At 69.7% G+C, this 22605-nt stretch carries 21 protein-coding genes and 1 tRNA gene; 7 read left to right on the forward strand and 15 right to left on the reverse strand.

Features of this window, described 5'->3' with window-relative positions:
- Both ACYVBN_RS08105 and dacB read right to left on the reverse strand, forming a co-directional pair.
- Complete coding sequence (locus tag ACYVBN_RS08105) at nt 1–1044, reverse strand: zinc-dependent metalloprotease (protein WP_460600063.1); 1044 nt, start codon at nt 1042–1044, stop codon at nt 1–3.
- Nucleotides 1045–1163: 119 nt separating this feature from the next.
- A complete protein-coding gene (gene dacB, locus ACYVBN_RS08110) occupies nt 1164–2585 on the reverse strand; it encodes a D-alanyl-D-alanine carboxypeptidase/D-alanyl-D-alanine-endopeptidase (protein WP_460600064.1) in 1422 nt (473 codons plus the stop codon).
- Nucleotides 2586–2722: 137 nt separating this feature from the next.
- Between dacB and ACYVBN_RS08115 the strand changes: the two genes are divergently transcribed.
- Nucleotides 2723–3247, forward strand: a complete 525-nt coding sequence (locus ACYVBN_RS08115) for an inorganic diphosphatase (protein WP_460600065.1) — start codon at nt 2723–2725, stop codon at nt 3245–3247.
- Between the two features lie 48 nt (nt 3248–3295).
- Here ACYVBN_RS08115 and ACYVBN_RS08120 read toward each other — a convergent pair whose 3' ends face one another.
- Genes ACYVBN_RS08120 through ACYVBN_RS08130 form a run of 3 tightly spaced genes read right to left on the reverse strand, consistent with a single transcriptional unit; the run spans nt 3296 to nt 6055 of the window.
- Nucleotides 3296–4033, reverse strand: a complete 738-nt coding sequence (locus ACYVBN_RS08120) for a hypothetical protein (RefSeq protein WP_460600066.1) — start codon at nt 4031–4033, stop codon at nt 3296–3298.
- Nucleotides 4034–4073: 40 nt separating this feature from the next.
- Complete coding sequence (locus ACYVBN_RS08125; protein WP_460600067.1) at nt 4074–5435, reverse strand: MFS transporter; 1362 nt, start codon at nt 5433–5435, stop codon at nt 4074–4076.
- Nucleotides 5432–6055 (reverse strand): GntR family transcriptional regulator, encoded by a 624-nt coding sequence (locus tag ACYVBN_RS08130; protein WP_440283280.1) that lies wholly within the window; start codon nt 6053–6055, stop codon nt 5432–5434. Before ACYVBN_RS08130 ends, ACYVBN_RS08125 begins: the two co-directional genes overlap by 4 nt.
- A 118-nt stretch (nt 6056–6173) precedes the next feature.
- Here ACYVBN_RS08130 and ACYVBN_RS08135 point away from each other — a divergent pair, with 118 nt between their 5' ends.
- Nucleotides 6174–7034: an alpha/beta fold hydrolase gene (locus ACYVBN_RS08135; protein WP_460600068.1), complete on the forward strand. Its 861-nt coding sequence runs from the start codon at nt 6174–6176 to the stop codon at nt 7032–7034.
- A 73-nt stretch (nt 7035–7107) separates the two neighbouring features.
- Nucleotides 7108–8355: a hypothetical protein gene (locus ACYVBN_RS08140; RefSeq protein ID WP_460600069.1), complete on the forward strand. Its 1248-nt coding sequence runs from the start codon at nt 7108–7110 to the stop codon at nt 8353–8355.
- Between the two features lie 35 nt (nt 8356–8390).
- Here ACYVBN_RS08140 and ACYVBN_RS08145 read toward each other — a convergent pair whose 3' ends face one another.
- From ACYVBN_RS08145 to ACYVBN_RS08160, 4 genes are all read right to left on the reverse strand, one after another.
- Nucleotides 8391–9500, reverse strand: coding sequence for a serine hydrolase domain-containing protein (locus ACYVBN_RS08145; protein ID WP_440283277.1), 1110 nt, complete (start codon nt 9498–9500; stop codon nt 8391–8393).
- The gene (locus ACYVBN_RS08150; RefSeq protein WP_460600070.1) at nt 9472–9699 is read right to left on the reverse strand and encodes a hypothetical protein; all 228 of its coding nucleotides are present in this window, start codon (nt 9697–9699) and stop codon (nt 9472–9474) included. Before ACYVBN_RS08150 ends, ACYVBN_RS08145 begins: the two co-directional genes overlap by 29 nt.
- A gap of 244 nt (nt 9700–9943) precedes the next feature.
- Nucleotides 9944–10894, reverse strand: a complete 951-nt coding sequence (locus ACYVBN_RS08155) for a pseudouridine-5'-phosphate glycosidase (protein WP_460600071.1) — start codon at nt 10892–10894, stop codon at nt 9944–9946.
- Nucleotides 10891–11838 (reverse strand): carbohydrate kinase family protein, encoded by a 948-nt coding sequence (locus tag ACYVBN_RS08160; RefSeq protein WP_460600072.1) that lies wholly within the window; start codon nt 11836–11838, stop codon nt 10891–10893. The genes ACYVBN_RS08155 and ACYVBN_RS08160 overlap by 4 nt, the downstream gene beginning before the upstream one ends.
- Before the next feature lie 139 nt (nt 11839–11977).
- On the opposite strand from ACYVBN_RS08160, the gene ACYVBN_RS08165 reads away from it, so the two are divergent.
- Both ACYVBN_RS08165 and ACYVBN_RS08170 read left to right on the forward strand, forming a co-directional pair.
- On the forward strand, nt 11978–14311 hold the full coding sequence (locus ACYVBN_RS08165; protein WP_460600073.1) for a bifunctional metallophosphatase/5'-nucleotidase: 2334 nt from the start codon (nt 11978–11980) through the stop codon (nt 14309–14311).
- Nucleotides 14312–14406: 95 nt separating this feature from the next.
- On the forward strand, nt 14407–15129 hold the full coding sequence (locus ACYVBN_RS08170; RefSeq protein ID WP_460600074.1) for a Type 1 glutamine amidotransferase-like domain-containing protein: 723 nt from the start codon (nt 14407–14409) through the stop codon (nt 15127–15129).
- Between the two features lie 85 nt (nt 15130–15214).
- Here the strand turns inward: ACYVBN_RS08170 and ACYVBN_RS08175 are convergent.
- The 3 genes from ACYVBN_RS08175 to ACYVBN_RS08185 all read right to left on the reverse strand — a co-directional run bounded on the left by ACYVBN_RS08175 (nt 15215) and on the right by ACYVBN_RS08185 (nt 17895).
- Nucleotides 15215–15288 (reverse strand) — tRNA-Thr (locus ACYVBN_RS08175).
- A gap of 98 nt (nt 15289–15386) precedes the next feature.
- Complete coding sequence (locus ACYVBN_RS08180) at nt 15387–16286, reverse strand: alpha/beta fold hydrolase (protein WP_460600075.1); 900 nt, start codon at nt 16284–16286, stop codon at nt 15387–15389.
- Between the two features lies 1 nt (nt 16287).
- A complete protein-coding gene (locus ACYVBN_RS08185; RefSeq protein WP_460600076.1) occupies nt 16288–17895 on the reverse strand; it encodes an alpha/beta hydrolase in 1608 nt (535 codons plus the stop codon).
- A 135-nt stretch (nt 17896–18030) separates the two neighbouring features.
- Between ACYVBN_RS08185 and ACYVBN_RS08190 the strand changes: the two genes are divergently transcribed.
- On the forward strand, nt 18031–18537 hold the full coding sequence (locus ACYVBN_RS08190; protein ID WP_460600077.1) for a GNAT family N-acetyltransferase: 507 nt from the start codon (nt 18031–18033) through the stop codon (nt 18535–18537).
- A 19-nt stretch (nt 18538–18556) separates the two neighbouring features.
- Here the strand turns inward: ACYVBN_RS08190 and ACYVBN_RS08195 are convergent, their stop codons facing one another.
- Together ACYVBN_RS08195 and tmk are read right to left on the reverse strand one after the other, a co-directional pair.
- The gene (locus ACYVBN_RS08195) at nt 18557–19708 is read right to left on the reverse strand and encodes a DNA polymerase III subunit delta' (RefSeq protein WP_460600078.1); all 1152 of its coding nucleotides are present in this window, start codon (nt 19706–19708) and stop codon (nt 18557–18559) included.
- Nucleotides 19705–20298 carry a dTMP kinase gene (gene tmk, locus ACYVBN_RS08200; protein WP_460600079.1) on the reverse strand — a complete coding sequence of 198 codons (594 nt, stop codon included), beginning with the start codon at nt 20296–20298 and terminating at the stop codon, nt 19705–19707. The genes ACYVBN_RS08195 and tmk overlap by 4 nt, the downstream gene beginning before the upstream one ends.
- Nucleotides 20299–20432: 134 nt before the next feature.
- Here tmk and ACYVBN_RS08205 point away from each other — a divergent pair, with 134 nt between their 5' ends.
- The gene (locus tag ACYVBN_RS08205) at nt 20433–21788 is read left to right on the forward strand and encodes a serine hydrolase domain-containing protein (protein ID WP_460600080.1); all 1356 of its coding nucleotides are present in this window, start codon (nt 20433–20435) and stop codon (nt 21786–21788) included.
- Between the two features lie 74 nt (nt 21789–21862).
- On the opposite strand, the gene ACYVBN_RS08210 is transcribed toward ACYVBN_RS08205, so the two are convergent.
- Nucleotides 21863–22588 (reverse strand): hypothetical protein, encoded by a 726-nt coding sequence (locus ACYVBN_RS08210; RefSeq protein ID WP_460600081.1) that lies wholly within the window; start codon nt 22586–22588, stop codon nt 21863–21865.
- Nucleotides 22589–22605: the final 17 nt, after the last annotated feature.

Here is a 22605-nt window from a genome sequence, read left to right on the forward strand (position 1 = left end):
TCAGCCGTGGACGCGGGCGACCCAGGCCGCCGGAGCGTAGATCTCGTCGGCGGTGGGAAGGTTCTCCGGGCCGGCCCAGACGGCATTGAAACCGTCGACCCCGACCTGCGCCTGAACCGCGCGGCAGAAGGCGGCGCCGTCGCGGTACTGGCGCATCTTGGCCTCCAGTCCCAGCAGGCGGCGGATGATGCGGTCCGGGCCGACGGAGCCCTTGCGGCGGGCGTCGAACGTGCGGCGGATGTCCGAGACGGTCGGCACGATCTGCGGACCGACGTCGTCCATCACGACATCGGCGTGGCCCTCGAGCAGCGACATGATCGCCGTGACGTCGGCGAGTTCCGCACGTTGTTCCGGGGTGCCGACCAGGTCGGTGAGGCCACCGCTGCCTTCCCGCAACAGCCCCGGCAGCGCCTTGGCCGCTGCCTGCAACCGCTGCTGGAGCAATTCGGGGGTGGGCACCAAGTCGACGGCGAGGGTGCGGATGCGGTCGATGAGGTGCTCCCGCAGCCACGGCACCGCGGTGAACTGCACGCGATGCGTCTCCTCGTGCAGGCACACCCAGAGCCGGAAGTCGGCGGGGCGGACGTGGAGTTCGCGTTCGGCCGCAACGATGTTCGGCGCCACCAGCAGCAGGCTGGGCCGGCCCTCCGGTGCCAGGTCGAACTGGCCGAGCACCTTGCTGGCGACGAAGCCCATCAGCGCGCCGGTCTCGGTGCCGGTGACCTTGGCGCCGACCGCGCGAGCGCGCGGGCCGGCCTTGCGTTTGGCGGTCAGCGCCTCCACCACGGGGCTGAGCAGCGCAGCCATCGAGTCGATGTTGACGTCGATCCAGGCCGCGCGGTCGACCACGAAGACCGGTGACTCCGCGCTGGCGAGGCAATCCAGCCGGGCGGTGTCGGCCACCGGTTGGAGTGCGCGGTGTGCGGCGTCGCGGAGTTCGGCCACCACCGCGGCCGCCTCGTCGGGTGTGGTCTGCGGTCCGTCGGACACCCAGCGTCGCCCGGTGCGCTTGGCCAGGTCCCAGTCGACATACGCCTCAGACATGGATCGAGGGTATGTCAGGCCGCGGCGCCTCGGGCGCGCCGCGCAGCATCCGCTGCCGGCGACCGTTGCCACTTCGGCACACGATCCCGCCTGCATCGCGGCCGTTCCAGCGACCGTTGCTACTTCGAGCAGCCGCACTTCTGCAGTGCGGCGACGAAGTCGTCGATGGCGGCGCGGGTGCCGTAGGGACCCCACGACTTCGCGGCGTTACTGATGATCGCGAAGACGAGCACCCGGTCGTCGGCGGTGATCACGGTGCCGGCCAGCGACGCGACGTGGGTGAGCGAGCCGGTCTTGGCGCGTACGTCGCCCGCGGCCGAGTCGTTGGACGGTTGCAGGAACCGGTTGTCCAGTGTGCCGTTGTAGCCGCCGACGCTGAGCCGGGTCAGCACTTCGGCGAAGGGCTTGTTCTTGCCGGTGGTGCCGGATAGCAACACGTCGGCGAGCACACGGGGCGGGATCGTGGTGCCGTCGGACAGACCGCACACGTCGGCGAGTTCGACTCCGCGCAGGTCGAATCCGGCGTCCTTCAGCGTCTTCTCGACCCAGCCTGTGACGTCGGCGGTCGATCCGCCCACCCCGTCGTGGAAGGCGGCCTGGCGCGCCAGCGATTCGATCATCGCGTTGTCGCTGGCTTGCAGGGCGTTGCCCAGCACGTCCAGCAGCGGCGACGACTGGACCGCGCCCAGTACCTTCGCATCGCCGGCCGCGGTCACCGTTCCCCCGGCCTTGGCGGTGATGCCCTGTTCGGCGAGCGCCTTGACGAACGCCTGCTGGGTGGAGGCGACCGGGTCCGCGGGCGTCGGCCGCGCGGGGTCGGTGGCACGCTCGGTCGACAGGCCCAGCTGGGCGATGCGGGCGGTGTAGCCGGCGGCGACGACGTCCGGGTCCCAGTGCTTTGCGGTCAACGGCCCCGGTGCGTATGACGTGTCGACACCGACTGTCACCGAGGTGGTGCCTGCCTTCCTCAGCGAGGCGGCGACCTGCGCGGCCAGGTCGGCGAGACCGGCGTGACCGTTGACGTGCTCGGGGTCCCCTGTGCCGGGGTTGAGTGCCGTGTCTCCACCGGCGACGAGGACGATCCGATGGTGGGTGGAGCCGTTGACGACCTTGGTGGTGAGCGGCTTGTTCAGGTCCAGCGTGTTGGCGATCGCCCATGCGGACAACAACTTGGTGGTGGATGCCGGTGTCATTGCTGCGTTTTCGTGCTGCTGCAGCAGGACCTGGCCGGTCTTGCCGTCGGCGACGACCACGCCGAGCTTCTTGGCCAGGTCCGGCTTGCCCAGCGCGGCGGCGACCTGCGCCTTGACCTTGGCCGGGTCCTGCTGCGGACCGTCGGCAGCGGCGATCGGCGACACGGTGGCCGGAGTCGGCGCCGGAACCGACGGTCCGACGCTGGTCTTGCCCGGTGCAGGGACCGCCGGCCGAGCCGCGGCCGCGCGAGTGAGCGGGCCGGGCAGGACGTCATACACGTCGAGCGCCTCGTAGCCGACCGCCAGCACGACGACGGCGGCTGCGGCGGCCGCAACCCGTTTGCCCATTCGTACCCCTCGAACCACGGCACGCCCGTCGGTGCGCCAAACTAGTCGTCAGTCAAGCACACGGCGACCGCGGGTCGTCGCACGTGCCGGCCACAGCTGACACACATCGAAGACCCCCGGCGAAGGGACAACAGGCAATGGAGTTCGACGTCACCATCGAGGTGCCGCAGGGCAGCCGCAACAAGTACGAGATCGACCACGAGACGGGCCGCCTGCGCCTGGACCGCCGGTTGTTCACCTCGATGCAGTACCCGACGGACTACGGCTACATCGAGCACACCCTCGGCGAGGACGGCGACCCGCTGGACGCGATGCTGCTGATCACCGAGTCCGTCGTGCCGGGTGCGGTCGTCGAGGCCCGTCCGGTCGGTGTCTTCAAGATGGTGGACGAGGCCGGCGGCGACGACAAGATCCTGTCGGTCATCGCGGGCGACCCGCGCTGGGACCACATCCAGGACGTCAGCGACGTCAACAGCTTCCTGCTCGACGAGATCAAGCACTTCTTCGAGACCTACAAGGTGCTCGAGCCGGGCAAGAGCGTGGAGGAGGGCTCCCACTGGGCCGGGCGTGCGGACGCCGAGCAGATCATCGCCGACGCGCTGCAGCGCGCGAAGGACCAGAACGTCGACACCGCTCGCTGGGTCGCCCCGAACCAGCACTGAGCCGGTCGGCGCGGCGGCGGCCGATGGCCCCCGCCGCGCCGAAGACGGTTACGGCGTCGACCAGGCGAGGCCGAGCACCGAGCAGATGACGAAGCTGAGCAGGAACGCCTTGCCACCGGTGAGTCGCCATCGTTGCCCGGGCGCGCCGGCGGCGCTGTCCGGCCGCCACGGTCCGCTGACGAGCAGGAAGGCCGGCAGCCCGACGACGCTGACCGGCGTGGCGATCATCCAGAACCACGCCCAGCGGGTGCCGAAGCGCGGCTGCGGTCCGTTGACCAGCACCACCAGTGCGGCCAGCCACAGGAGTATGGCGGCCGGCGCGATCCAGTCCGGGGTCTGCCAGCCGGCGATCTGGGTCCCGACGGTGAGGTCCGTCGTGGCCCGGGCCACTTGCAGGTCGCGTCGAGGCGACAGCGCGATCAGTTGTTCGCTGACGTCACCGCGCACCACTGTTTCCGAGCCGGCGGACATCCCGCCGCCGTCGCCGTTCACCGCCGTCACCCCGGCGAGGCGGGAGTGACCGCCGGCGTTCCAGCGGAAGGCCATGGTGGCCTCGCCGTGTGCGTCGGGCGGCAGGCCGCCATACACCTCCACCCGATGTGTCCGCCCGGAGGCGATGTCGCCGCGCAGGTCGCGGAACGAGACGTGCTGCCCCCCGCTGATCCAGGTGGCGAGCGCCATCGCCGCAATACCGATCAGGAGGACCGCGCGCGCGATTCCCCATCGGTCCGTGCGCAGCGCCCGCTGCATCCGGGATGTCCCCGGCGCCCCCACCGTCACGGTCATGCACGGGAGCGTAGCCGCGCGCTCCGCGCAGCGGGCGGTTTCAGCGGCCGGTGCGGACGCTGACGCCCACCTTCAGGTGCTCGTAGTCGTCGGAGGAGTGCACCAGCCGGCGGGTCCTGCGGCGCAGCCGCAGGATCTGCACGATGCCGAACGCCCACACGAGGTATTGCACCGACATCGCCGCCCGGAACGCGGCCAGGTCGTAGTGCTCGGCACCGCCGGGGGCCATCCGGTCGAGGATGACGCCGATGACGAACACCGACAGCAGGGTCGCGGAGAACCCGCCGACGTTCACGATGCCGGAGGCCGAGCCGATCCGGTGGGTGGGGTTGAAGGTGCGTGCCAGGTCGAAGCCGATCATCGAGCCCGGTCCACCGATCGCGGTGACGACCACCAGCAGGATGAGCACCGGCAATGGCGCACGCCCCGGCCACAACAGCACCACGGTCCACATCGCGATGATCGCGGCGACCGTGCCGAGCACCAGCGTCGACCGGTTGTAGGGATAGCGCGCGGTGAACGCCCCGAAGAGCGGGCTCGCGGTCACCGTCGCGACCACCATGATCTCCAGCAGCAGGCTGGCCGTTCCGGCCGACAGCCCCTCCGCCTTGGTCAGGAACGGGAAGCCCCACATGAGGCTGAAGACCGTCGCACTGAACTGCGAGGTGAAGTGGCACCACAGCCCGAGTTGGGTGCCCGGCTCACGCCAGGCGCTGGAGACGGCCCGGGCGACCGCGCGCAACTTGATCTCGGTGCGCTCCTTGGTGCGGTATGGCGAGTCGCGCACGACCACCAGCAGGATGGCGCCCATGACGATGCCGACCGATGACGCCAGCAGGTAGGACTTCGTCCAGCCGAGGTTGTGCAGTGCCACGGACAGCGGTCCGGCCGCCGCGATGGCCCCGAACTGACCGAACACGCCGCACAACTGGCTCATCATCGGCGCACGCGCCGGCGGGAACCACAGCGCCACCACACGGAGCAGCGACACGAAGACCATCGCATCGCCCATCCCGACGAAAACCCGTGCCAGCACACCCCATGCGAACGTGTCGGCGAAGGCGAAGCCGAACTGGGCGATCGTCATGGTGGTCACGCCGGCGAACAGCAGCACCTTCGAACCGAAGCGGTCCAGCAGGGCGCCCACCGGCACCTGCATGGCGGCATACACGAACAGCTGGACCATGACGAACGTCGCCAGCTGGGCGGAGCTGATGTGGAAGCGTTCGGCGGCGATGACCCCGGCGACGCCCAGGGAAGTGCGGTGGAAGATCGCCAGGATGTAGACCGACAGGGCGGACAGGAAGACGGCCATGGCGCGCCGACCGCCGAGCGGCCAATCGGCGGAAGGCGATTCGACCACGCCGGGCAGCTGGTGTTCTTCTGTGGTGGGCGGTGTCATCGCGCTGTCACCAGGCTGGTGGCTTCGGCCACGTGGTCACGGCACGCGCGGACGAACGACGCCCGGGAGCCGGTCTCCAGCAGCTGGAGCAGCTCGCGGTGCTGCTTGACCGAGTTCGCCATACGCGACCGGTCGGCGCGCATGCTGCCGGCGACGATGACGATCTGCCGGTCACGCAGATGCCGGTACTGCCTGGCGATCACGGAGTTCCCGGCGGCCTCGACGACCACCTCGTGGAACGCGCGGTCGGCGGCGCTGAACGTGCCGATGTCGTCGGCCCTCATGGCCGCCACCATCTCCTCGAGCTTCTCCTGCAGCGTGGGGATCGTCTCGGCCCGTCGCGGCCACACCCGACCGGCGGCCCACTCCTCGATGAGCGAACGCGCCTCGAACGTCTCACGTGCCTCCTGGGGCGTCGCCGGAACGACCAGCGCACCCTTCTTCGGGAACAGCTCGACCATGCCCTCCGCCTGCAGTCGCAGGAGTGCCTCACGGACCGGGGTGCGGGAGATCCCGATCTCCTCGGCAAGCTGCCCTTCGGTCAGGAAGGTGCTCGGGGCCAGGTCGCCGGCAAGGATGCCGGTCTTGACGAACTCATACGCCTTGTCACTTGCACTCATGTTGTATCCAACATAGATGCAACACCGCGGTGTCATCAACCGACGTCTCAGCGGCCGGACGTGAAGTGCGCCACGAGCGGCATAGGGCGGCGATCGGCGCCTGGACTACCGTCGATTCATGGACACCTACACCCGCGGCGACCTGGTCTTCGACGTCTCCGACTCCGGTTCCCAGGACGCACCGGTCATCGTGCTGCTGCACGGGTTCCCGCAGGACCGCCACGCGTGGGACAAGCTCACGCCCCGGCTGGTGGCGGCCGGGTATCGGGTGCTCGCGCCCGACCAGCGCGGCTACTCCCCCGGCGCCGCGCCCCGCGCCCGCACGGCATACCCGCTCTCGGAGCTGGCCAAGGACGTCATCGCCCTGCTCGACGCCGCCGGCGCCGACACCGCCCACGTCGTCGGCCACGACTGGGGTGGGGCGGTCGTCTGGCGGCTCGCCGAAGCACACTCCGACCGGCTCATGTCGGCGACCACACTGTCCACACCGCACCCGGAGGCGCTGATGTGGGCGATGCGACACAGCACGCAGTGGCGCAAGAGCAGCTACATGGCGTTCTTCCAACTGCCCTGGATCGCCGAGCGCAGCGTGCTGCGCCAACTCCCCCAGATGTACGTCAAGACCGGCATGTCGCCCGAGGACGCCCAGAAGTATGCCGACCGCTTCTCCACGCCACGGTCGCTGACCGGACCGCTGGGCTGGTACCGCTCGATGCTGGCCGGACAGATCCGGGCGGCGTTGCCGTCGGGCAAGGAACCTGACCCGTCCACCCGCACCGGCAAAATCACCGTCCCGATGAGCTACGTGTGGGGCTCCCGGGACTTCGCCCTGGGTCGTGAGGCAGCCGAGAAATCGGCCGAATACGTCTCGGCGCCTTACGAATTCGTCGAACTCGAGGGCGCCGGCCACTGGCTCCCCGAAGTCAACGCCGACGACGTCGCCGAGGCCGTGCTGCGGCGGGTGCGCTCAACGGCCTGACCACGCGAGGCCTTGTGGCGCGCCATCGGCTCTGCTAAGCCTGGCTCCGACGATCGACAACGGGAGAGTCCACATGGCGAGTCCACATCGGCCGATCCGCCCGAGCCGAGCGCTCGCCTTGAGTGCCGTGGCAGCGCTCGCCGCGGGGATGAGCCTGAGCACCCCCGCGGCGGCCAGTGCCGAGCACAGCAAACCCTTCCCACCGAAGGCCAACTCGGCGTGGGTCTACGACACGGCACAGCCGGGCACCTGGATCGACGCGATCAGGTCGTACAACGCGCGAGCCGGAGCCGGCCATGCACTCCATCAGGTCTACAGCTACGGCGCCGACATGGAGATGTACTGCCCCGACAACGACGGGCGCCGCTGCACCGCCGGCGACCTCTACTCCACCTACACCGCGGGCGGGGGTGGCCCCGCCAGGACCGCGGCCTACTACGACGCGTTCGCCGCCGCCGACCCCGATGCGTTCACCATCTCGCCGATCATCGACGGCCGCACCGACGCCCGCGGCTACCTGCAGGGCTTCAACGAGCTGAGCCCGAGCCTCGCCGCCGGGTTCGCGGACAAGGTCGCGGCCCAGGTGTGCGCCGACCCGCACGTGGCCGGCATACAGTTCGACCTCGAGCCGTTCGACGTGACCACGAAGAACGGCCAGTACTACTTCTACCTGCAACTGGCGAAGAACTTCGCCGGTCAGCACGCCGGCGACCCGGCGCACGACCCGTATGGCTGCGTCGACGCCGCCCATCCGCGCGGCCGGTTCTACTCGGTGTTCACCTTCGCCGAGGCGATCCGGCCGGGCAGCGAATCGGCGGCCAACGTGCGCGACATCCTCACGACATACGGCAACGGCTACCTGATGGACTCGCTGTACGACCTGAGCAAGGCACCGGCCGGCACGCTGAACGGCCTGGCCGACTACACCTCGGCGGCCCGCCAGGAAGCCGGAAACACCACACGGTGGGCGAACCGGTTGCACATCCGCTACGGGTTCGGCATCCCGGCCTCGGCGTCCGCGCACGAGTTCACGGCATGCAGCGCGGGTCCGGACGCCGTCGGCGAGTGCCTGCCCGACGCCACCGGCGCGACCGGTTATCCGATGGTCAGCTACTCCAGGGCGGCCGTCGCCGCGATCAACGCCAGTGGAGCGGTGCACGATCCGCGCTACATCGGCAGCGCCGTCTGGGACTTCGGCGATCACGTGTCCTGGGACGGACTCGACTTCAGCCCCGCGCCCGCTCCGGCTGACGCGCTCGACTACCTCGCCACCAGCCTGCCCGGCTCACAGAACCCCGGTGTAGCGCACGGACCGCACTGATCATCGGGACCGACATCCGCCGGGGACAGGTCCACTCACGCCAGTGAGCGCGCAGCACCGGTCGCCCACCTCGCCCGCAAGGTGTTGATCGAGGTCGGCGGACGGCGGGGGTGCACCGCGTTGGTCAGGAGTATGGCGCTCGCCCCGGTCGACAGGTCGGCCACCAGCGAGGTGCCCGTGAAGCCGGTGTGCCCGATGGTCCGGGGCCCGCTGAGCTCGCCCATGTAGCGCGGCTGATCGATCTCGAAGCCGATGCCGTGAGCGTCGTCGTCCATGCCGGTGTTGAGATCCGTCGTCATCGCAAGCACGCTGTCGCCGCTGAGGATCCGCGGGTCGTCCCCGGTGAAGACCTGCGCGAACCGCAGCAGGTCGGCGGCGGTGGAGAAGATGCCGGCGTGCCCGGCGACACCACCGAGCGACCAGGCGTTCTCGTCGTGGACCGCACCACGCACCAGTCCGCGGCCGGCGTCCTGCTCGATCTCGGTCGCCACGAACCGGTCCCACGACACGTGCTCCAGCTGTGTGCGGAATCCGGTGTCCCGCATGCCGAGCGGCGCGGTGATGCCATCGCGCACGAGCACGTCCAGCGGCGCCCCGCCGAGCCGTTCGAGGAGGACACCTGCAGTGATCAGGTTCACGTCGCTGTAGACGAACCGAGCTCCGGGCGGCGTCGCCGGCGGGTGGGTCAGCGCCGCGAGAATGCGCTCCTCACGTGTCGGCCCATCGCGCCAGAGCGGCAGCCACCACTCCAGGCCGCTGGTGTGGGTCAGCAGTTGACGCACTGTGATGCCGGCCTTGCCACCGACCCCGAACTCGGGCAGGTAGCCGGCCACGCTCGCGTCGAGGTCGAGGGCACCGGCCTCCACCTGTTGCATCGCAACGGTCGCGGTGAAGAGCTTGGTCAGGGACGCGACGTCGAAGACGCTGTCGACGGCCATCGGCGTCCGTGCCGCCTCCGGCAGCGCAGCGCCGCTGTCGTCATACAACACGGCGAAGCCGGTGGCGTGGATCGTCAGGACGTCGGCGCCGACGGCGAGCAGACCGACCGCCCCGGGAATGCAGGGCGCCCCGGGTGCGACAGGTATGGTGCGCGCTGCTTCGAGCGCCGCGATGGCCTCAGTGACCGGCTTGACGACGCCGCTCACGCTCCTCGTCCTTCTTGACCAGCAGCGGCAACTGGGGCGCCTGCGGCGGACCGCCGCGGCGCTTGTCGCGCTGCTTGCCGACCCAGGTGATCAACGCGAACAGGGCGATCATGAACAGGCAGATGCCGAAGAAGGTGACGCCCATCCCGATGGGGTGCCCGTTGTTCTGGTCGAGCTTCGTGGACAGAGTGGCAATCACCCGACCATTGTGCACGCCGTGCCTGAGTGGTCAGGGCACGCCCCTGCCGTCACCGCAGCGCAGCTGTCGGTCTCCTCCAGCGCCGGCGCGGTCGATCTCGATACGCTCGTACCTCACTACTCGATCAGCGTGCCTGACCTGCCTCGCCACTCGATCAGCGTGCCTGACCTGCCTCACTACTCGATCAGCGTGCCTGACCTGCCTCGCCACTCGATCAGCGTGCCTGCCCTGCCTCGCCACTCGATCAGCGTGCCTGTAGCGCGTCGGCGTAGGCGGTCGCCAGCCGGGCGCCGAGCAACGCGTTGTTCTTGACCAGCGCGATGTTGGCGGTCAGCGAGGCGCCACCGGTCAGCTCGACGACGCGGCCCAGCAGGAACGGTGTGGTGTCCTTCCCGGTGATGCCGCGCGCGGCCATGTCGGCGAGTGCCTGCGTGATGATGCCGGAGATCTGCTCGGCGGGGATCTCGTCCGCGGCCGGGATCGGATTGGCGATGTCGAAGCCGGCCGTGATGCCGAGCTCCCACTGTGTCGCCATGATCGCCGCGAGTTCCTGCGGACTGTCCGCACGCATCGGGACGGCATACCCGCTGGATCGTGAGTAGAACGAAGGGAATTCGTCGGTCTGATAGCCGATGACCGGGATGGACAAGGTCTCCATCGCCTCCAGCGTCAGACCGATGTCCAGGATCGACTTCACGCCGGCCGAGATGACAGCGACGGGGGTGCGCGACAGTTCGGTCAGGTCGGCGGACAGGTCCATCGACCGCTCGGCGCCGCGGTGCACCCCACCGAGTCCGCCGGTGGCGAAGACCCGGATGCCGGCCAGGGACGCCAGCCGCATCGTCGCCGCCACCGTGGTCGCCCCGTGAACGCCCTTGGCCACCATGTAGGCCAGGTCGCGCACACTGGCCTTGGTGACCGATTCTCCTGCCTCGCCGAGCATTTCGAGGTCGCCGTCGGTGAGGCCGATGCGCGGCACGCCACCGAGCACCGCGATGGTCGCGGGCACGACACCCTCCGCACGGATCAGCGCCTCGACCTCGCGGGCCATGGTCACGTTGTCCGGGTAGGGCATCCCGTGGCTGATGATCGTGCTCTCCAGCGCGAGGACCGGGCGTCCTTCGGTGATGGCGTCGCGGACCTCGTCGGTCAACTGCAGGCGCGGGTGCGGGACAGCGCCGGTCGCGCAAGTCATCGTTGCTCCTTCGGATGTGCGGATGTCAGATCTCGGGTCAACACGTCGGGGAGGATGCCGTCGATGAGAGCGGACGACAGATCCGGCCGGACGGTGTGCTCACTGGTGATGGTCAGGTATGCCGCGGCGGCCCCGTGCCGGGCCGCGGTCACCTCGTCGTGGCCGGCGATCAGCGCGTGCACGTATGCCGCGGCCATCGAGTCGCCGGCTCCGGTGACGTTCTGCACCTCGGCGGCGACCGCTGCGACCTGAGTGATCGACGTCGGGGTGAAAAGCGTTGACCCGTTCGCGCCTTCGCGCACCCACACCCGGCCGACGCCCAGCGCGTGCAACGCCGCGACACCTGCCTCGAGATCGTCCTCGCCGGTGAGCGCGATCAGTTCGGTGCGGGTGGGGGTGAGGGTGTGCACCGGACCCGCCCGCAGCGCCTTGGCGACCCGGTCGGCCTTGGGCACCGACACCGGGTCCATGACGACCGGAACACCGGCAGCGGCCGCGGTGCGGCATACGTGCTCGAGGACGTCCACGCACAGGTTCGCATCGAGCACGACGTATGACGCGGCGGTGATGACGTCCGCGGGCACGTGCTCGGCACGCAACGACTCGGCAGCCGCCATGTCGGAGACCGCCCCGACGAGCTCACCGTCGACGTCGAGCATCGCCAGGTAACTGCCGCTGGGCATCTCCAGGTCGACCGAGCGCGTCAGATCGACCCGGGCCGCGGCGGTCTCCGCCCGCAGGCGCTGCCCGAAGGTGTCGTTGCCGAAGGCGGCGACGAGTGTGGTGGGGACGCCCAGCCGGCCGAGGTTGGCCGCGATGTTGCGGCCGACGCCGCCCGCGCTGGAGTAGGCACGTCCCGGATTGCTGGTGCCCGGGGTGAAGGCAGCCGTCGACTGGGCGACGATGTCGACGTTGGCGCCACCGACGACCAGCACGTTTCCCACGGCGTCATTGTGTCAGCACACCGCTTGCCGCATTCCCGGGTCTGCACAGCGTTCCTTGAACTACTCTTCCGAGTTCTGGCAGAGATCCGTGCTATGCGCGACGCTGCCCAGGACCAACGGATCGGCAGGAGAGTGCGGCGTGACAAAGAGAGCATTTCGACTGGGGACGGCGGTGGTCGGCTCCCTGGTGATGGCCACCGGTATGACGCTGGCGGCACCGAGCCATGCGAACGCGGCCGCCGGTGACACCCAGGTGCAGATCCTGGGCATCAACGACTTCCACGGTCGCATCCAGGCCAACGGTCAGGAAGCCGGTGCCGCCGTGCTCGCCGGTGCGGTGCACGAGTTGCGCGCCAAGCAGCCCAACACCGTGTTCGCTGCCGCCGGCGACCTCATCGGCGCCTCGACGTTCGAGTCGTTCATCGCCCACGACAAGCCGACGATCGACGCCCTGAACGCCGCCGGTCTGCAGGTCTCCGCGGTGGGCAACCACGAGTTCGACCAGGGCTACGACGACCTGGTCAACCGGGTGATGGCGCCGTACGACAAGGACACCAACCCGTATGGCGGGGCGCAATGGAAGTACCTGGGCGCCAACGTCAAGCTCAAGGACGGCTCCGACGCGCTCGCACCCAGCTGGGTCAAGGAGATGAACGGCGTCAAGGTCGGCTTCGTCGGCGCGGTGACCGAGCACCTGCCCGAGCTGGTCTCCCCCGGCGGCATCGCCGATCTGAACATCACCGACATCGCCGGAGCCGTCAACACGGCCGCGGACAACCTGAAGCAGAACGAGGGCGCGCAGCTGGTCGTGATGCTGGTGCACGAGGGCGCACCCACCACCGACTGCGCCTCGGTCACCGATCCGAGCAACGACTTCGGCAAGGTGGTGACCGGGCTGGACGACAACGTGGACGCGGTGATCTCCGGTCACACCCACCTGACCTACAACTGCATGGTCAACGTGCCGGGCTGGGCGGGCCGGGCAGTCACCCAGCGCCCGGTCGTGTCGGCCGGTCAGTACGGCTACAACCTGGACCAGCTCAACTTCACCGTGTCGGCGGCCGGCCAAGTCACCGGCGTGCAGTCCGACACCCTCGCGCTGACCAAGCAGGTGCCCGACCCGAAGGACCCGACCAAGACCGTCTGGGTGCCCAACTACGCGGCCGACGGCACCGTCGGCCAGATCGTCTCCCAGGCCGTGGCGAACGCCGACGTGCTGGGCAAACAGCCGCTCGGCACCATCGCCGGGCCGTTCAACCGTGCCAAGGACTCCACCGGGGTGGAGAACCGCGGCGGCGAGTCGACGCTGGGCAACCTGGTCGCCGAGGCGCAGCGGTGGGCCACCGAGTCGGCGACGACCGGTTCGGCGCAAATCGCGTTCATGAACCCCGGTGGCCTGCGAGCCGACATGGTCGGCACCAACGACGCCGGTTACCCGACGGTGCTGACCTACAAGCAGGCCGCGACGGTCCAGCCGTTCGCCAACACGCTGGTGAACATGACGCTCACCGGAGCGCAGATCAAAAAGGTTCTCGAGCAGCAGTGGCAGCCGGCCGGCGCGTCGCGCCCGTTCCTGCGACTGGGCATCTCCAAGGGCTTCACCTACACCTACGACCCGGCGGCCGCAGCCGGTGACCACATCCGGCAGATGCGGCTGAACGGCACTCCGATCGACGCCGCTGCGTCGTACTCGGTGACGGTCAACTCGTTCCTGGCGACCGGCGGTGACAACTTCTTCGAGCTCGCCAACGGCGCCCACAAGAAGGACACCGGGCAGACCGACCTGCAGGGCATGGTCGACTACATGGCCGCGAAGGCGTCGGACTCGGCTCTCGCGGTTGACAATTCGCAGCGGTCGGTCGGCGTGCACTTCCCTGCGGGCGCGCCCGCGGCATACCGGGCAGGCGACACGGTCTCCTTCGGCCTGTCGTCGCTGGCGATGTCGACCGGCACCGTGCACGACAGTTCGGTGACGGTCAGCCTGGGCGACACGAAGCTCGGCACGTTCCCGGTGGACAGCACGGTCGGCACGGCCAAGGACGACGAGACCGGAACGGCGAGCGTGAGCGTCACCCTGCCGGACGGCGTGCCCGCCGGCACTGCCGCGCTCACCGTCACCGGAGACACGACCGGCACGTCCGCACAGGTGAACGTGACCGTCGAAGCGCCTCCGGTGAGCTCGGCCACCGTCAGCCTCGACGCCCAGGACACCACGCAGCGCTACGGCAAGGGCAACGGCACCAAACTGACCGCCTGGGTGACGCCGGAGCACGGCAAGGCGAAGAAGGTGGCCGTGGAGTTCTTCGACAAAGGAGCACTGATGGCGACCGGCACCACGAACGGCGCCGGCAAGGCCGACTACCGGCTGCCGAAGAACGCGGCGATCGGTGAGCACCGCATCACCGCCCGCTACACCGACGCGGACGGTGCCGTGGCGGTCTCCGACCCGGTGGTGGTCACGGTCGTCAAGTAGTCGCGCGCATCTGATGCCCCGGTCCCGGGCAGCTGCCCGGGACCGGGGCATCAATGCGAGTGCGTGGGCGTATGTCGCTGCGCTACCGTCCGGGCATGCCTGCCGAACCCACCATCCTCGCCACCTCCGGAGGCCTGCGCCCCGGTGAACGCACCTACTTCGAATTCAGCGAATTGACCCAGTTCGCAGTCGAACTCGCCGGTGTCACCGGTCGCGCGCCGCGGCTGTGCACCGTCGCGACAGCGACCGGCGACAACCCGCACGTGCTGCACGCGCTCGCCGAGGCGGCAAGGGCGGCCGGCTACGACCACTCCCACCTGCAGCTCTTCGGGATGCCGAACGTCGCCGACCCGGCCGAGCACCTGCTGGGCCAGGACGTCGTCTGGATCATGGGCGGGTCGGTCGCCAACCTGCTGGCCGTATGGCGCGTGCACCGTCTCGACGAGGCGATGCATGCCGCGTGGCAGGCGGGCGTCGTGCTGACCGGTGTCAGCGCCGGCTCGATCTGCTGGCACACCGGCGGTACGACGGACTCCTTCGGTCCCGAGCTGCAGCCGGTCACCGACGGTCTCGGCCTGCTGCCCTACGGCAACGGCGTGCACTACGACGCGGAGGAGCGCCGCCGGCCGTTGATGCAGCGGCTGGTGGCGGACGGGACGCTGCCGGAGTCCTACTGCACGGACGACGGCGCCGGGGTGCTCTACCGCGGGACCGACTTCGTGGAGGCGGTGTCGGAGAAGGACGGCGCGGGCGCTTATCACCTGGTGCGTGACGGCGACAGCGCCGTGGAGACGGCCCTGCCGATCCGCCGGCTCTGACCGCTGCCATCGCACTCTCCGGCGGCGTAGCAGCAACCGGCCCGGCAACGAGAATGCCCCCGACATACGTCGAGGGCATCGCCGGAGCCGCCTGTCGGAATCGAACCGACGACCTATTCATTACGAGTGAATCGCTCTGGCCGACTGAGCTAAGGCGGCGTGGCCGACGGGCTGTGCCGAAGGCCGCGACGAGTATACGCAGGAGATGGCCCGGACACCGAATCGGCGGTGGCACCGAGCACGGTGTGCGGGCGGAGCTACATCGCCTCCTCGTCCGCGAGCAGTTCCGCGACCGCGTCCACGACCGCATGGGCCCCCATCTCGCCCAGCGTGATGGTGTAGTGGTTGACGCCCGGGACCGCACGCCAGGTGAAGTTCGGCCGGCCGGTGGCCCAGTCGTCCAGCAGCGCCGGCGGATAGAGACCGCCCTCCTGGTCGAGCAGGCCGCGCGGTGCGCGCAGGAAGACCGTCGGCGCGGTCACCGCCGGCCAGGTCAGCTCGGTGGGGCCGCCGGCGAACATCTGCGGGTAGTCCTCGGTGATCAGGTCGCCGGCCACCGTGCTGCGGTATGGCGGGCCCTCGTCGCCCAGGTCGTAGTCGACGTAGTCCGCGACGGCGTCGTTCCATGTGTCGGCGAACGCCGGGTGCTCCTGCCAGAACCGCTGGTATTCCGCGCGACTGGTGAACTCGAGGGAGAGTCGCTCGACCGCCGGTCCGAGCACGGCCTGCATCGTCGCGGCCAGGTCCGCCCCGTCGGGCAGCTCGAACGGCACACCGCCGTCGACGAGCAACAGGCTGCCGACGGCGTCCGGGTGTTGCCCGGCGAGTGTCGCGGCGACGAAGCCGCCCATCGAGTGACCGACCGCGACGTCGCACCGCCCGTCGGCCAGCTCCTGCAGCACGGTGCGGCAGTCGGTCGCGTGCTGCGACATACCCGACGGCCCGGGCAGCGCACCGGACCGTCCGCGGCCGCGCAGGTCCGGCGCGAGGATCAGTGTCCCGGGAGCCACCGAGTCGGCGACCAGACCCCAGGAGCGGTGGGAGGCGGTGATGCCGTGCACCGCCAGGATGACGCGTTCGACCGGCCCGTCGCCCTGCCAGCAGCCGACGCGCAACGCGCCGCCACGAACCGGCACGTCCTGCACCGAGTAACCCATGTCAGCAAGCCTTTCCGGGCGCCGGCACGGTACCGTCGAGGAGGTAGTCGTCGACGACGCCGTCCACACACGACGAGCCCATCTTGTATGCCGTGTGCCCGTCGCCGTCATACGTCAGCAGGTGGCCGTTGGCGAGTTCCTTGGCGAGCCGTTGTGCCCATTCGTAGGGCGTCGCCGGGTCACGGGTGGTGCCGACCACCAGGATCGGGCCCGAGCCCTTCGCGGTGATCCGCTCCGGCTTGCCCGTCGCCTCGACCGGCCACTCCCCGCAGGCCAGACCGCCCCAGGCGAGCATCGGCCCCCAGGTCGGCGCGACCGCGGCGAACGCCTTGGCGTCCTTGCGGTAGGTCGCCAAGTCCGCGGATCCACCCCGGTCGAGGCAGTTGACCGCATTGATCACCTGCATGATGTTGCCGTCGTAGGTGCCGTTGCTGGTGCGCTCGGCGTACTGGTCGGCCAATGCCATCAACTTGTCGCCGCTACCGTTGAAGGCCGCCTGGAAGGCGTCGGTCAACGTCGGCCAGGACGTCTTGTCGTACATCGCCTCGGCGATGCCGAGCGAGGCCCACCCCTCGGTCAACTCCGTCACGTCACCCTCACCGGTGACCGGCAACGGCTTGGCGTCGACCTGCTTCAGGAAGCTGCGGATCCGCGCCATGCCTTCGTCGAGGCTGCCGCCGAGCGGGCAGTTGCGCTGCGCGACGCAGTCGCGCACGTAGGACCGGGTGGCCTGCTCGAAACCCTTCGCCTGCCCCAGGCTCATCTCGGTGCTGCTGATGTCCGGCGGCACGACACCGTCCAGCACGAAGCGGCCGACGCGCTGGGGGAACAGCCCCGCGTAGGTCGACCCGATGAAGGTGCCGTAGGACTTGCCCAGGTAGTCGAGCTTGTCCTCGCCGAGGGCGGCTCGCAGCACATCCATGTCCTTGGCGACCTCGACGGTCGAGACGTGCTTGATCAGGTTGCCGTTCTTCGCCACGCACGCCTCTCCGAACGCACGGCTGTCCTTGGCCACCTGCTGCTGCTCGGCGGTGGTGTCCGGGGTGGGGTCCTCACCGAGATAGCGGTCCAGCTGCACATCGCCGTAACAGGTGATCGGCGCCGACCGCTGCACCCCGCGCGGGTCGAAACCGACGATGTCGTATGCCGACCGGACGTCCTTGCTGACGACGTACCCCGAGGACGCGGCAGCGGCGTAGTCGACTCCGGAGCCACCCGGTCCCCCGGGATTGACCACCAGCGAGCCTTTCCGGTCACCGGACGCCTCCACCTTGTCGACCGCCAGCTTGATGGTCGGGCCGTCGGGCCGGGCGTAGTCCACCGGCACGGTCAGCTCGGCACACTTGGCCGGGCCGCAGTCGGACCAGCTCAGCTGCTGGTCGTAGAACTTCGACAGGCCGGCCGGCACACCGGCGGCCGAACCCGATGCGGTGCCGGACCGGCCGGCGCCCTCCGCGCTCTGGGCCGAACCGGGCGCCGACGACGGCGATGACGCCCCGGACGACGCCCCGGACGACGCGCTCGCGCCCGACCCGCTGCTGCAGCCGGCCACTGCCAGCCCCACGACCGCGACACTCAGCAGACCGGCCATGGACCGTCGACGCACCATGCGCTGCACGTTACGTCATACCGCCGCAACCACGGTGTGGACGTGCTGCTCCGCGGCCTCACCCACGAGCGTCCAGCGCCAGGAAGTCGGCGGAATTCGGTTGCTCGCCGCCGCCGGCTGCCGAACGCTGGTGTGATGACCGGATCGAAGGCGCGGCTCCGGCTCGAGCTGCTCAGCAGGGACCACGCTGCCGCGCTGGAGGCCTTCGAACGGGACAACCGCGCGTTCTTCGCGGCACGGATCGGTGACCGCGGCGATGAGTTCTTCGAGCAGTTCGACGACCGGCTGGCGGACCGGGTGGCGGAGAACGACGACGGGCGGTCGCTGCTCTGCGTCGTCGTCGATGCCGGCGGCAGCATCGTGGCCCGGATCAACGTGACGGACATCGACCAACCTGGCGAGACGGAACTCGGTTACCGGGTCGCGGAGGCGGCACAGGGCCGTGGCGTCGCAACCTGGGGTGTGCGCGAGGCCCTCGAGCTGGCGGCGCAACGTGGCGTCAGGACGGTGGATGCCCGGGTCGCCATCACGAACCCGGCGTCGCGTCGGGTTCTGGAGCACTGCGGCTTCACCCCGCTGGGTGCCGCGCACGCCCCGGACGGATCGCAGAAGACGTTCGCCGGCTACCGCACACTGCTCTGAGTCACCGGCGCGAGGACGCTCAGCCGAGGCCCGAGGACGGCGCGCGCAGACCGATCATCATGGCCTCCAGCGCGAGCAACGGCGGCACATTGGCCTCGATGCGCTCCCGGGCGGTGCCGATGGTGTCCATCGCCTGCAACAGTTGCTCGCTGCTGCGACCGTCGGCCAGGCGCTGCACCTCGTCGGCGAGATCGGCATTGATGAGCGGCACGGTGGATCCGGCGCGCACCACCAGCCCGTCACGGTAGATCGACAGCAGGTCCACCAACGACCGGTCGATCACATCCCGGCTGAAGCGGGTGGCCCTGGTCTTCTGCTCCTTCTCCAGCGCCGACAGCTGGGAGCGCACGTGCGGTGGCTGGGTGCGCGCCGCCGGGTCGGCGCCCAGCTGCGCCATCAGCCGCTCCTTCTCGGCGGCGTCACGCTCGGCGGACGAGGCGGTCGACTCCTCACCCGCGATCGCGGCGAGGTCGGCGGCTGCGGACATGGCGTCACCGAGACCGTGGATGCGCCCGGCGAGCAGCAGGGTCTTGCGCCGTCGGGCACGCGCCGACTCGTCCGTCGCGAGTCGCTTCGCCAGGCCGACGTGCGATTGCGCCGCGCGGGCGGCGTCCACCGCGATGCGCGGGTCGATCCCGTCCCGATCGGTCAGCAATCGCGCGACGGCCTCCACCGGCGGCGTGCGCAGCCGGACATGCCGGGTGCGCGAACGGATGGTGATGATGACGTCCTCCAGCGACGGCGCGCACAACAGCCACACCGTGCGTGCGACCGGCTCCTCCAGCGCCTTGAGCAACGCATCCGCGGCGCGTTCGGTGAGCCGGTCGGCATCCTCGATGATGATGACCCGCCACCGCCCGACGCTCGGCCGGCGCTGCGCGAGGCCGGCGAGCTCGCGTGCGTCCTTGACCTGGATCGACAGACCCTCCGTCGCCATCACGGTGACGTCGGCGTGGCTGCGGTCGAGCACCGTGCGGCACTCGTGGCACTCGCCACATCCACCGCGCGGACACTCCAGCGCGGCGGCGAACGCCCGTGCGGCGGTGGACCGACCGGAACCGGGGGGTCCGGTCAACAGCCAGGCGTGCGTCATCCGGGCGGGATCGGCGACCGCCGCCTGCAGGGTCGCGACCGGCTGGTCCTGACCGATGACGTCCCGCCACACCGTCATGGCCGGCCCACCCGCTCGGCGACGATCGCGGCGATCTCCTCACGAGGCAGGCTGGCATCCACCACGAGGTAACGCCCCGGCTCCGCAGCGGCCAGTTGCAAGTAGTGCTCGCGGACCCGCGCGTGGAAGTCGTCCTGCTCGGACTCCAGACGGTCGTGCACCTGTCCCCGCCGCCGGCGCCCGTCCTGCGGGGTCACGTCCAGCAGCACGGTCAGATCAGGCACGAGGTCCTGGGTGGCCCACAGCGAAAGCCGTTTGATCTCAAGCGGATCGAGCTCTCGACCGGCACCCTGATAGGCGACCGAGGAGTCGATGTAGCGATCCTGCAGCACAACGGCGCCGCGCCGCAGGGCGGGACGCACGACCGTCGCGATGTGGTGCGCCCGGTCGGCCGCGAACAGCAGCGCCTCCGCCCGCGGGGCGACGTCACCGCCGTGCAGCAGCACCTGGCGGATGTCGGCGCCCAGCTCGGTGCCGCCGGGTTCGCGGGTCACCACCACGTCATACCCGACGGCGGCCAGCCGCTCGCGCAACAACTCGATCTGGGTGGTCTTGCCCGCTCCGTCGCCGCCCTCGAACGCTATGAACACGATCCGAAGCGTAGTCGGGGCCCCCGCGAAGTATCGGGGGTGTGCAGCGGAGGAGAACTTCGTGGGGTGACGGAGGCGAACCGCCCGACAGGTGCGCGAGCGCCGACCGCGCGGCTCTCCCCTAGGTTGGTCGTATGACGCAAAGCTCCTCTCGCCTGCGCGAATCCACCACCCGCGCGCTGACCGCCTCCGCCATCGACGCCCAGCGTGCGAGTCGGACGCCGGCTCTGGTGGCCGGCGTCGCCCGGCACGGTCGGCTGGTGTGGTCGACCGCCGTCGGGCAGGCCGATCTCTCCGACCCGAGCGTGCCGCTCGGCGACGACACGCAGTTCCTCGTCGCCTCCAACACCAAGACGTTCACCGCGGTGCTGATCATGCAGTTGCGCGACGAGGGCAGGCTCAGCCTGGACGACACGGTCGACCAGCTGGTGCCCGGCACCACCCACGGGCAGGTGACCATCCGGCAGATGCTGGCCCACGTCAGCGGCATGCAGCGCGAACCGGTCGGTGACGTCTGGGACACCCTGGAGTTCCCCGACCACGAGGGCCTGATCTCCGGCTGGAACGAGGCGGAGCGCGTGCTGCGCCCGCACCACCGCTGGCACTACTCCAATCTCTGTTACGCGCTGCTCGGCGAGGTCGTCGCCCGACTCGACGGCGGCAGCTGGGAGCAGTCGCTGCAGCGGCGCCTGCTCGACCCGTTGGAGCTGCGCCGCACGACGACCAGCCTCATCGCGCCGCGGGCGGGTCTCTACTACGTGCCGCCATTCACCGACGTACCCGTCGAGGAGCCGGTGCTGGCCAAGAACACCACCGACTCGGCCGGCGTCCTCGCCAGCACGCTGGCCGACATGGTGCGCTGGCACGGGTTCCTGCTCGACCCGGACGAGGACATTCTCTCCCCCGACACGGTCGAGGAGATGCGGCAACCCCAGATCGCGGCGGACCCGGGTTGGAACACTGCGTGGGGTCTCGGCCTGGAGCTCGAACGTCGCGACGGTCGTATCTGGTTCGGGCACACCGGTGGTATGCCGGGTGGCATCACCGGCTTCTTCTCCGAGCCGGAGTCCGGCACCACCGGCGCGGTGCTGATGAACAACTCGATCTCCAAGGACCCGGCCGGCACCGCGATCAAGCTGGGCGCCTACGCGCTCACCCACGACCCGGAGCTGCCCGAGCCGTGGGTCCCGGGCACTGTCGAACCGGCCGCACTCAAACCCCTTGTCGGCCAATGGTTCTCCGAAGGCGCCGAGTTCACCTTCGCGATCAGGGAGGGCAAGCTCACTGCCCGGCTGGCCGGCGCGCCCGCGGACTCCCCGGTCTCGGTCTTCGAAGCGGAGGGCGAGGACGTCTACCGCACCGTGAGTGGTCGCGAACGCGGCGAGCGCCTCGTCGTACGACGCCGCGACGACGGCTCGGTGAAGCAATGCAACTGGGCCACCTACCGGTTCACGCGTGAGCCGCTCGGCTTCGGTCAGCCGACACCCTGAGTCCAGGGTCGGACGGGTCATGCGAGAAGGCCCCGGCGGAGATGCTCCGCCGGGGCCTTCGCACGATCACTGCGTCACTTGGACCAGACGATCTCGATCTTGTACGTGTCCCACATGACCTTCGTGGGAGCGGCACCAGTGACCTGGTAGTAGTAGCAGGCCGAGGCGCTCTTGCCGACCGCGATCTCGTCGTAGGACGCCTTGTTGCAGCCGCCGGGCAGGTCCTGGAACGGCGAGCCGCCGGCGCGGCCCTTCTCGGAGGAGTCGAAGACCGGCTTCAGGAAGAACTGGTTCGGGGCGGTCGCCCGGAAGCCGTACTTCGCACCGCCGAGGTTCGTCACGTCGAACTTGACGTAGTACATCTTGCCGTTGGTCTCGTTGAGGTTGGCGGCGGCGTATGCCGACTTCGGCGCCGCCTCGATCGACTTCACCGTCAGCTTGTACTTGCCGTCCGACTCGTCGTCGATGACCGCGGCCTGGCCGAACTTCAGCTTGGTGCCGTCCGGGGTCACCTTGGTGGTGGTGTCCTTGGCGCCGCCTGCCGCCGCAGAACTCGACGAGGTCTCGCTCGGGCTGGACTCCTCACTGGTGGCGGAGCTGGACGTGGTCGACTCCGACGGCGCGGACTCCGACGTGTTCGGTGACGCCTGGGTCGGCGCGGCCGCCGTCGAGGTGGCAACCGGCGCCGAACCGGTCGGCGTGGTCACACTTGCGGTGTCGCCGTTGCAGGCAGCCAGTCCCATAGCACCGGCGATGGCGACAGCACCGACCAGGGTGCGACGAAACATGTTGCTGGACATGACTTTCCTCCGTTGAT

Source organism: Flexivirga lutea (assembly GCF_054778955.1).

What these genes read in the sequence shown, in the direction of transcription:
- ACYVBN_RS08105 (WP_460600063.1), bottom strand. Translation starts at nt 1,044, where the DNA reads ATGTCTGAGGCGTATGTCGACTGGGACCTGGCCAAGCGCACCGGGCGA.
- dacB (WP_460600064.1), bottom strand. Translation starts at nt 2,585, where the DNA reads ATGGGCAAACGGGTTGCGGCCGCCGCAGCCGCCGTCGTCGTGCTGGCG.
- ACYVBN_RS08115 (WP_460600065.1), top strand. Translation starts at nt 2,723, where the DNA reads ATGGAGTTCGACGTCACCATCGAGGTGCCGCAGGGCAGCCGCAACAAG.
- ACYVBN_RS08120 (WP_460600066.1), bottom strand. Translation starts at nt 4,033, where the DNA reads ATGACCGTGACGGTGGGGGCGCCGGGGACATCCCGGATGCAGCGGGCG.
- ACYVBN_RS08125 (WP_460600067.1), bottom strand. Translation starts at nt 5,435, where the DNA reads ATGACACCGCCCACCACAGAAGAACACCAGCTGCCCGGCGTGGTCGAA.
- ACYVBN_RS08130 (WP_440283280.1), bottom strand. Translation starts at nt 6,055, where the DNA reads ATGAGTGCAAGTGACAAGGCGTATGAGTTCGTCAAGACCGGCATCCTT.
- ACYVBN_RS08135 (WP_460600068.1), top strand. Translation starts at nt 6,174, where the DNA reads ATGGACACCTACACCCGCGGCGACCTGGTCTTCGACGTCTCCGACTCC.
- ACYVBN_RS08140 (WP_460600069.1), top strand. Translation starts at nt 7,108, where the DNA reads ATGGCGAGTCCACATCGGCCGATCCGCCCGAGCCGAGCGCTCGCCTTG.
- ACYVBN_RS08155 (WP_460600071.1), bottom strand. Translation starts at nt 10,894, where the DNA reads ATGACTTGCGCGACCGGCGCTGTCCCGCACCCGCGCCTGCAGTTGACC.
- ACYVBN_RS08170 (WP_460600074.1), top strand. Translation starts at nt 14,407, where the DNA reads ATGCCTGCCGAACCCACCATCCTCGCCACCTCCGGAGGCCTGCGCCCC.
- ACYVBN_RS08180 (WP_460600075.1), bottom strand. Translation starts at nt 16,286, where the DNA reads ATGGGTTACTCGGTGCAGGACGTGCCGGTTCGTGGCGGCGCGTTGCGC.
- ACYVBN_RS08185 (WP_460600076.1), bottom strand. Translation starts at nt 17,895, where the DNA reads ATGGTGCGTCGACGGTCCATGGCCGGTCTGCTGAGTGTCGCGGTCGTG.
- ACYVBN_RS08190 (WP_460600077.1), top strand. Translation starts at nt 18,031, where the DNA reads ATGACCGGATCGAAGGCGCGGCTCCGGCTCGAGCTGCTCAGCAGGGAC.
- ACYVBN_RS08195 (WP_460600078.1), bottom strand. Translation starts at nt 19,708, where the DNA reads ATGACGGTGTGGCGGGACGTCATCGGTCAGGACCAGCCGGTCGCGACC.
- ACYVBN_RS08205 (WP_460600080.1), top strand. Translation starts at nt 20,433, where the DNA reads ATGACGCAAAGCTCCTCTCGCCTGCGCGAATCCACCACCCGCGCGCTG.
- ACYVBN_RS08210 (WP_460600081.1), bottom strand. Translation starts at nt 22,588, where the DNA reads ATGTCCAGCAACATGTTTCGTCGCACCCTGGTCGGTGCTGTCGCCATC.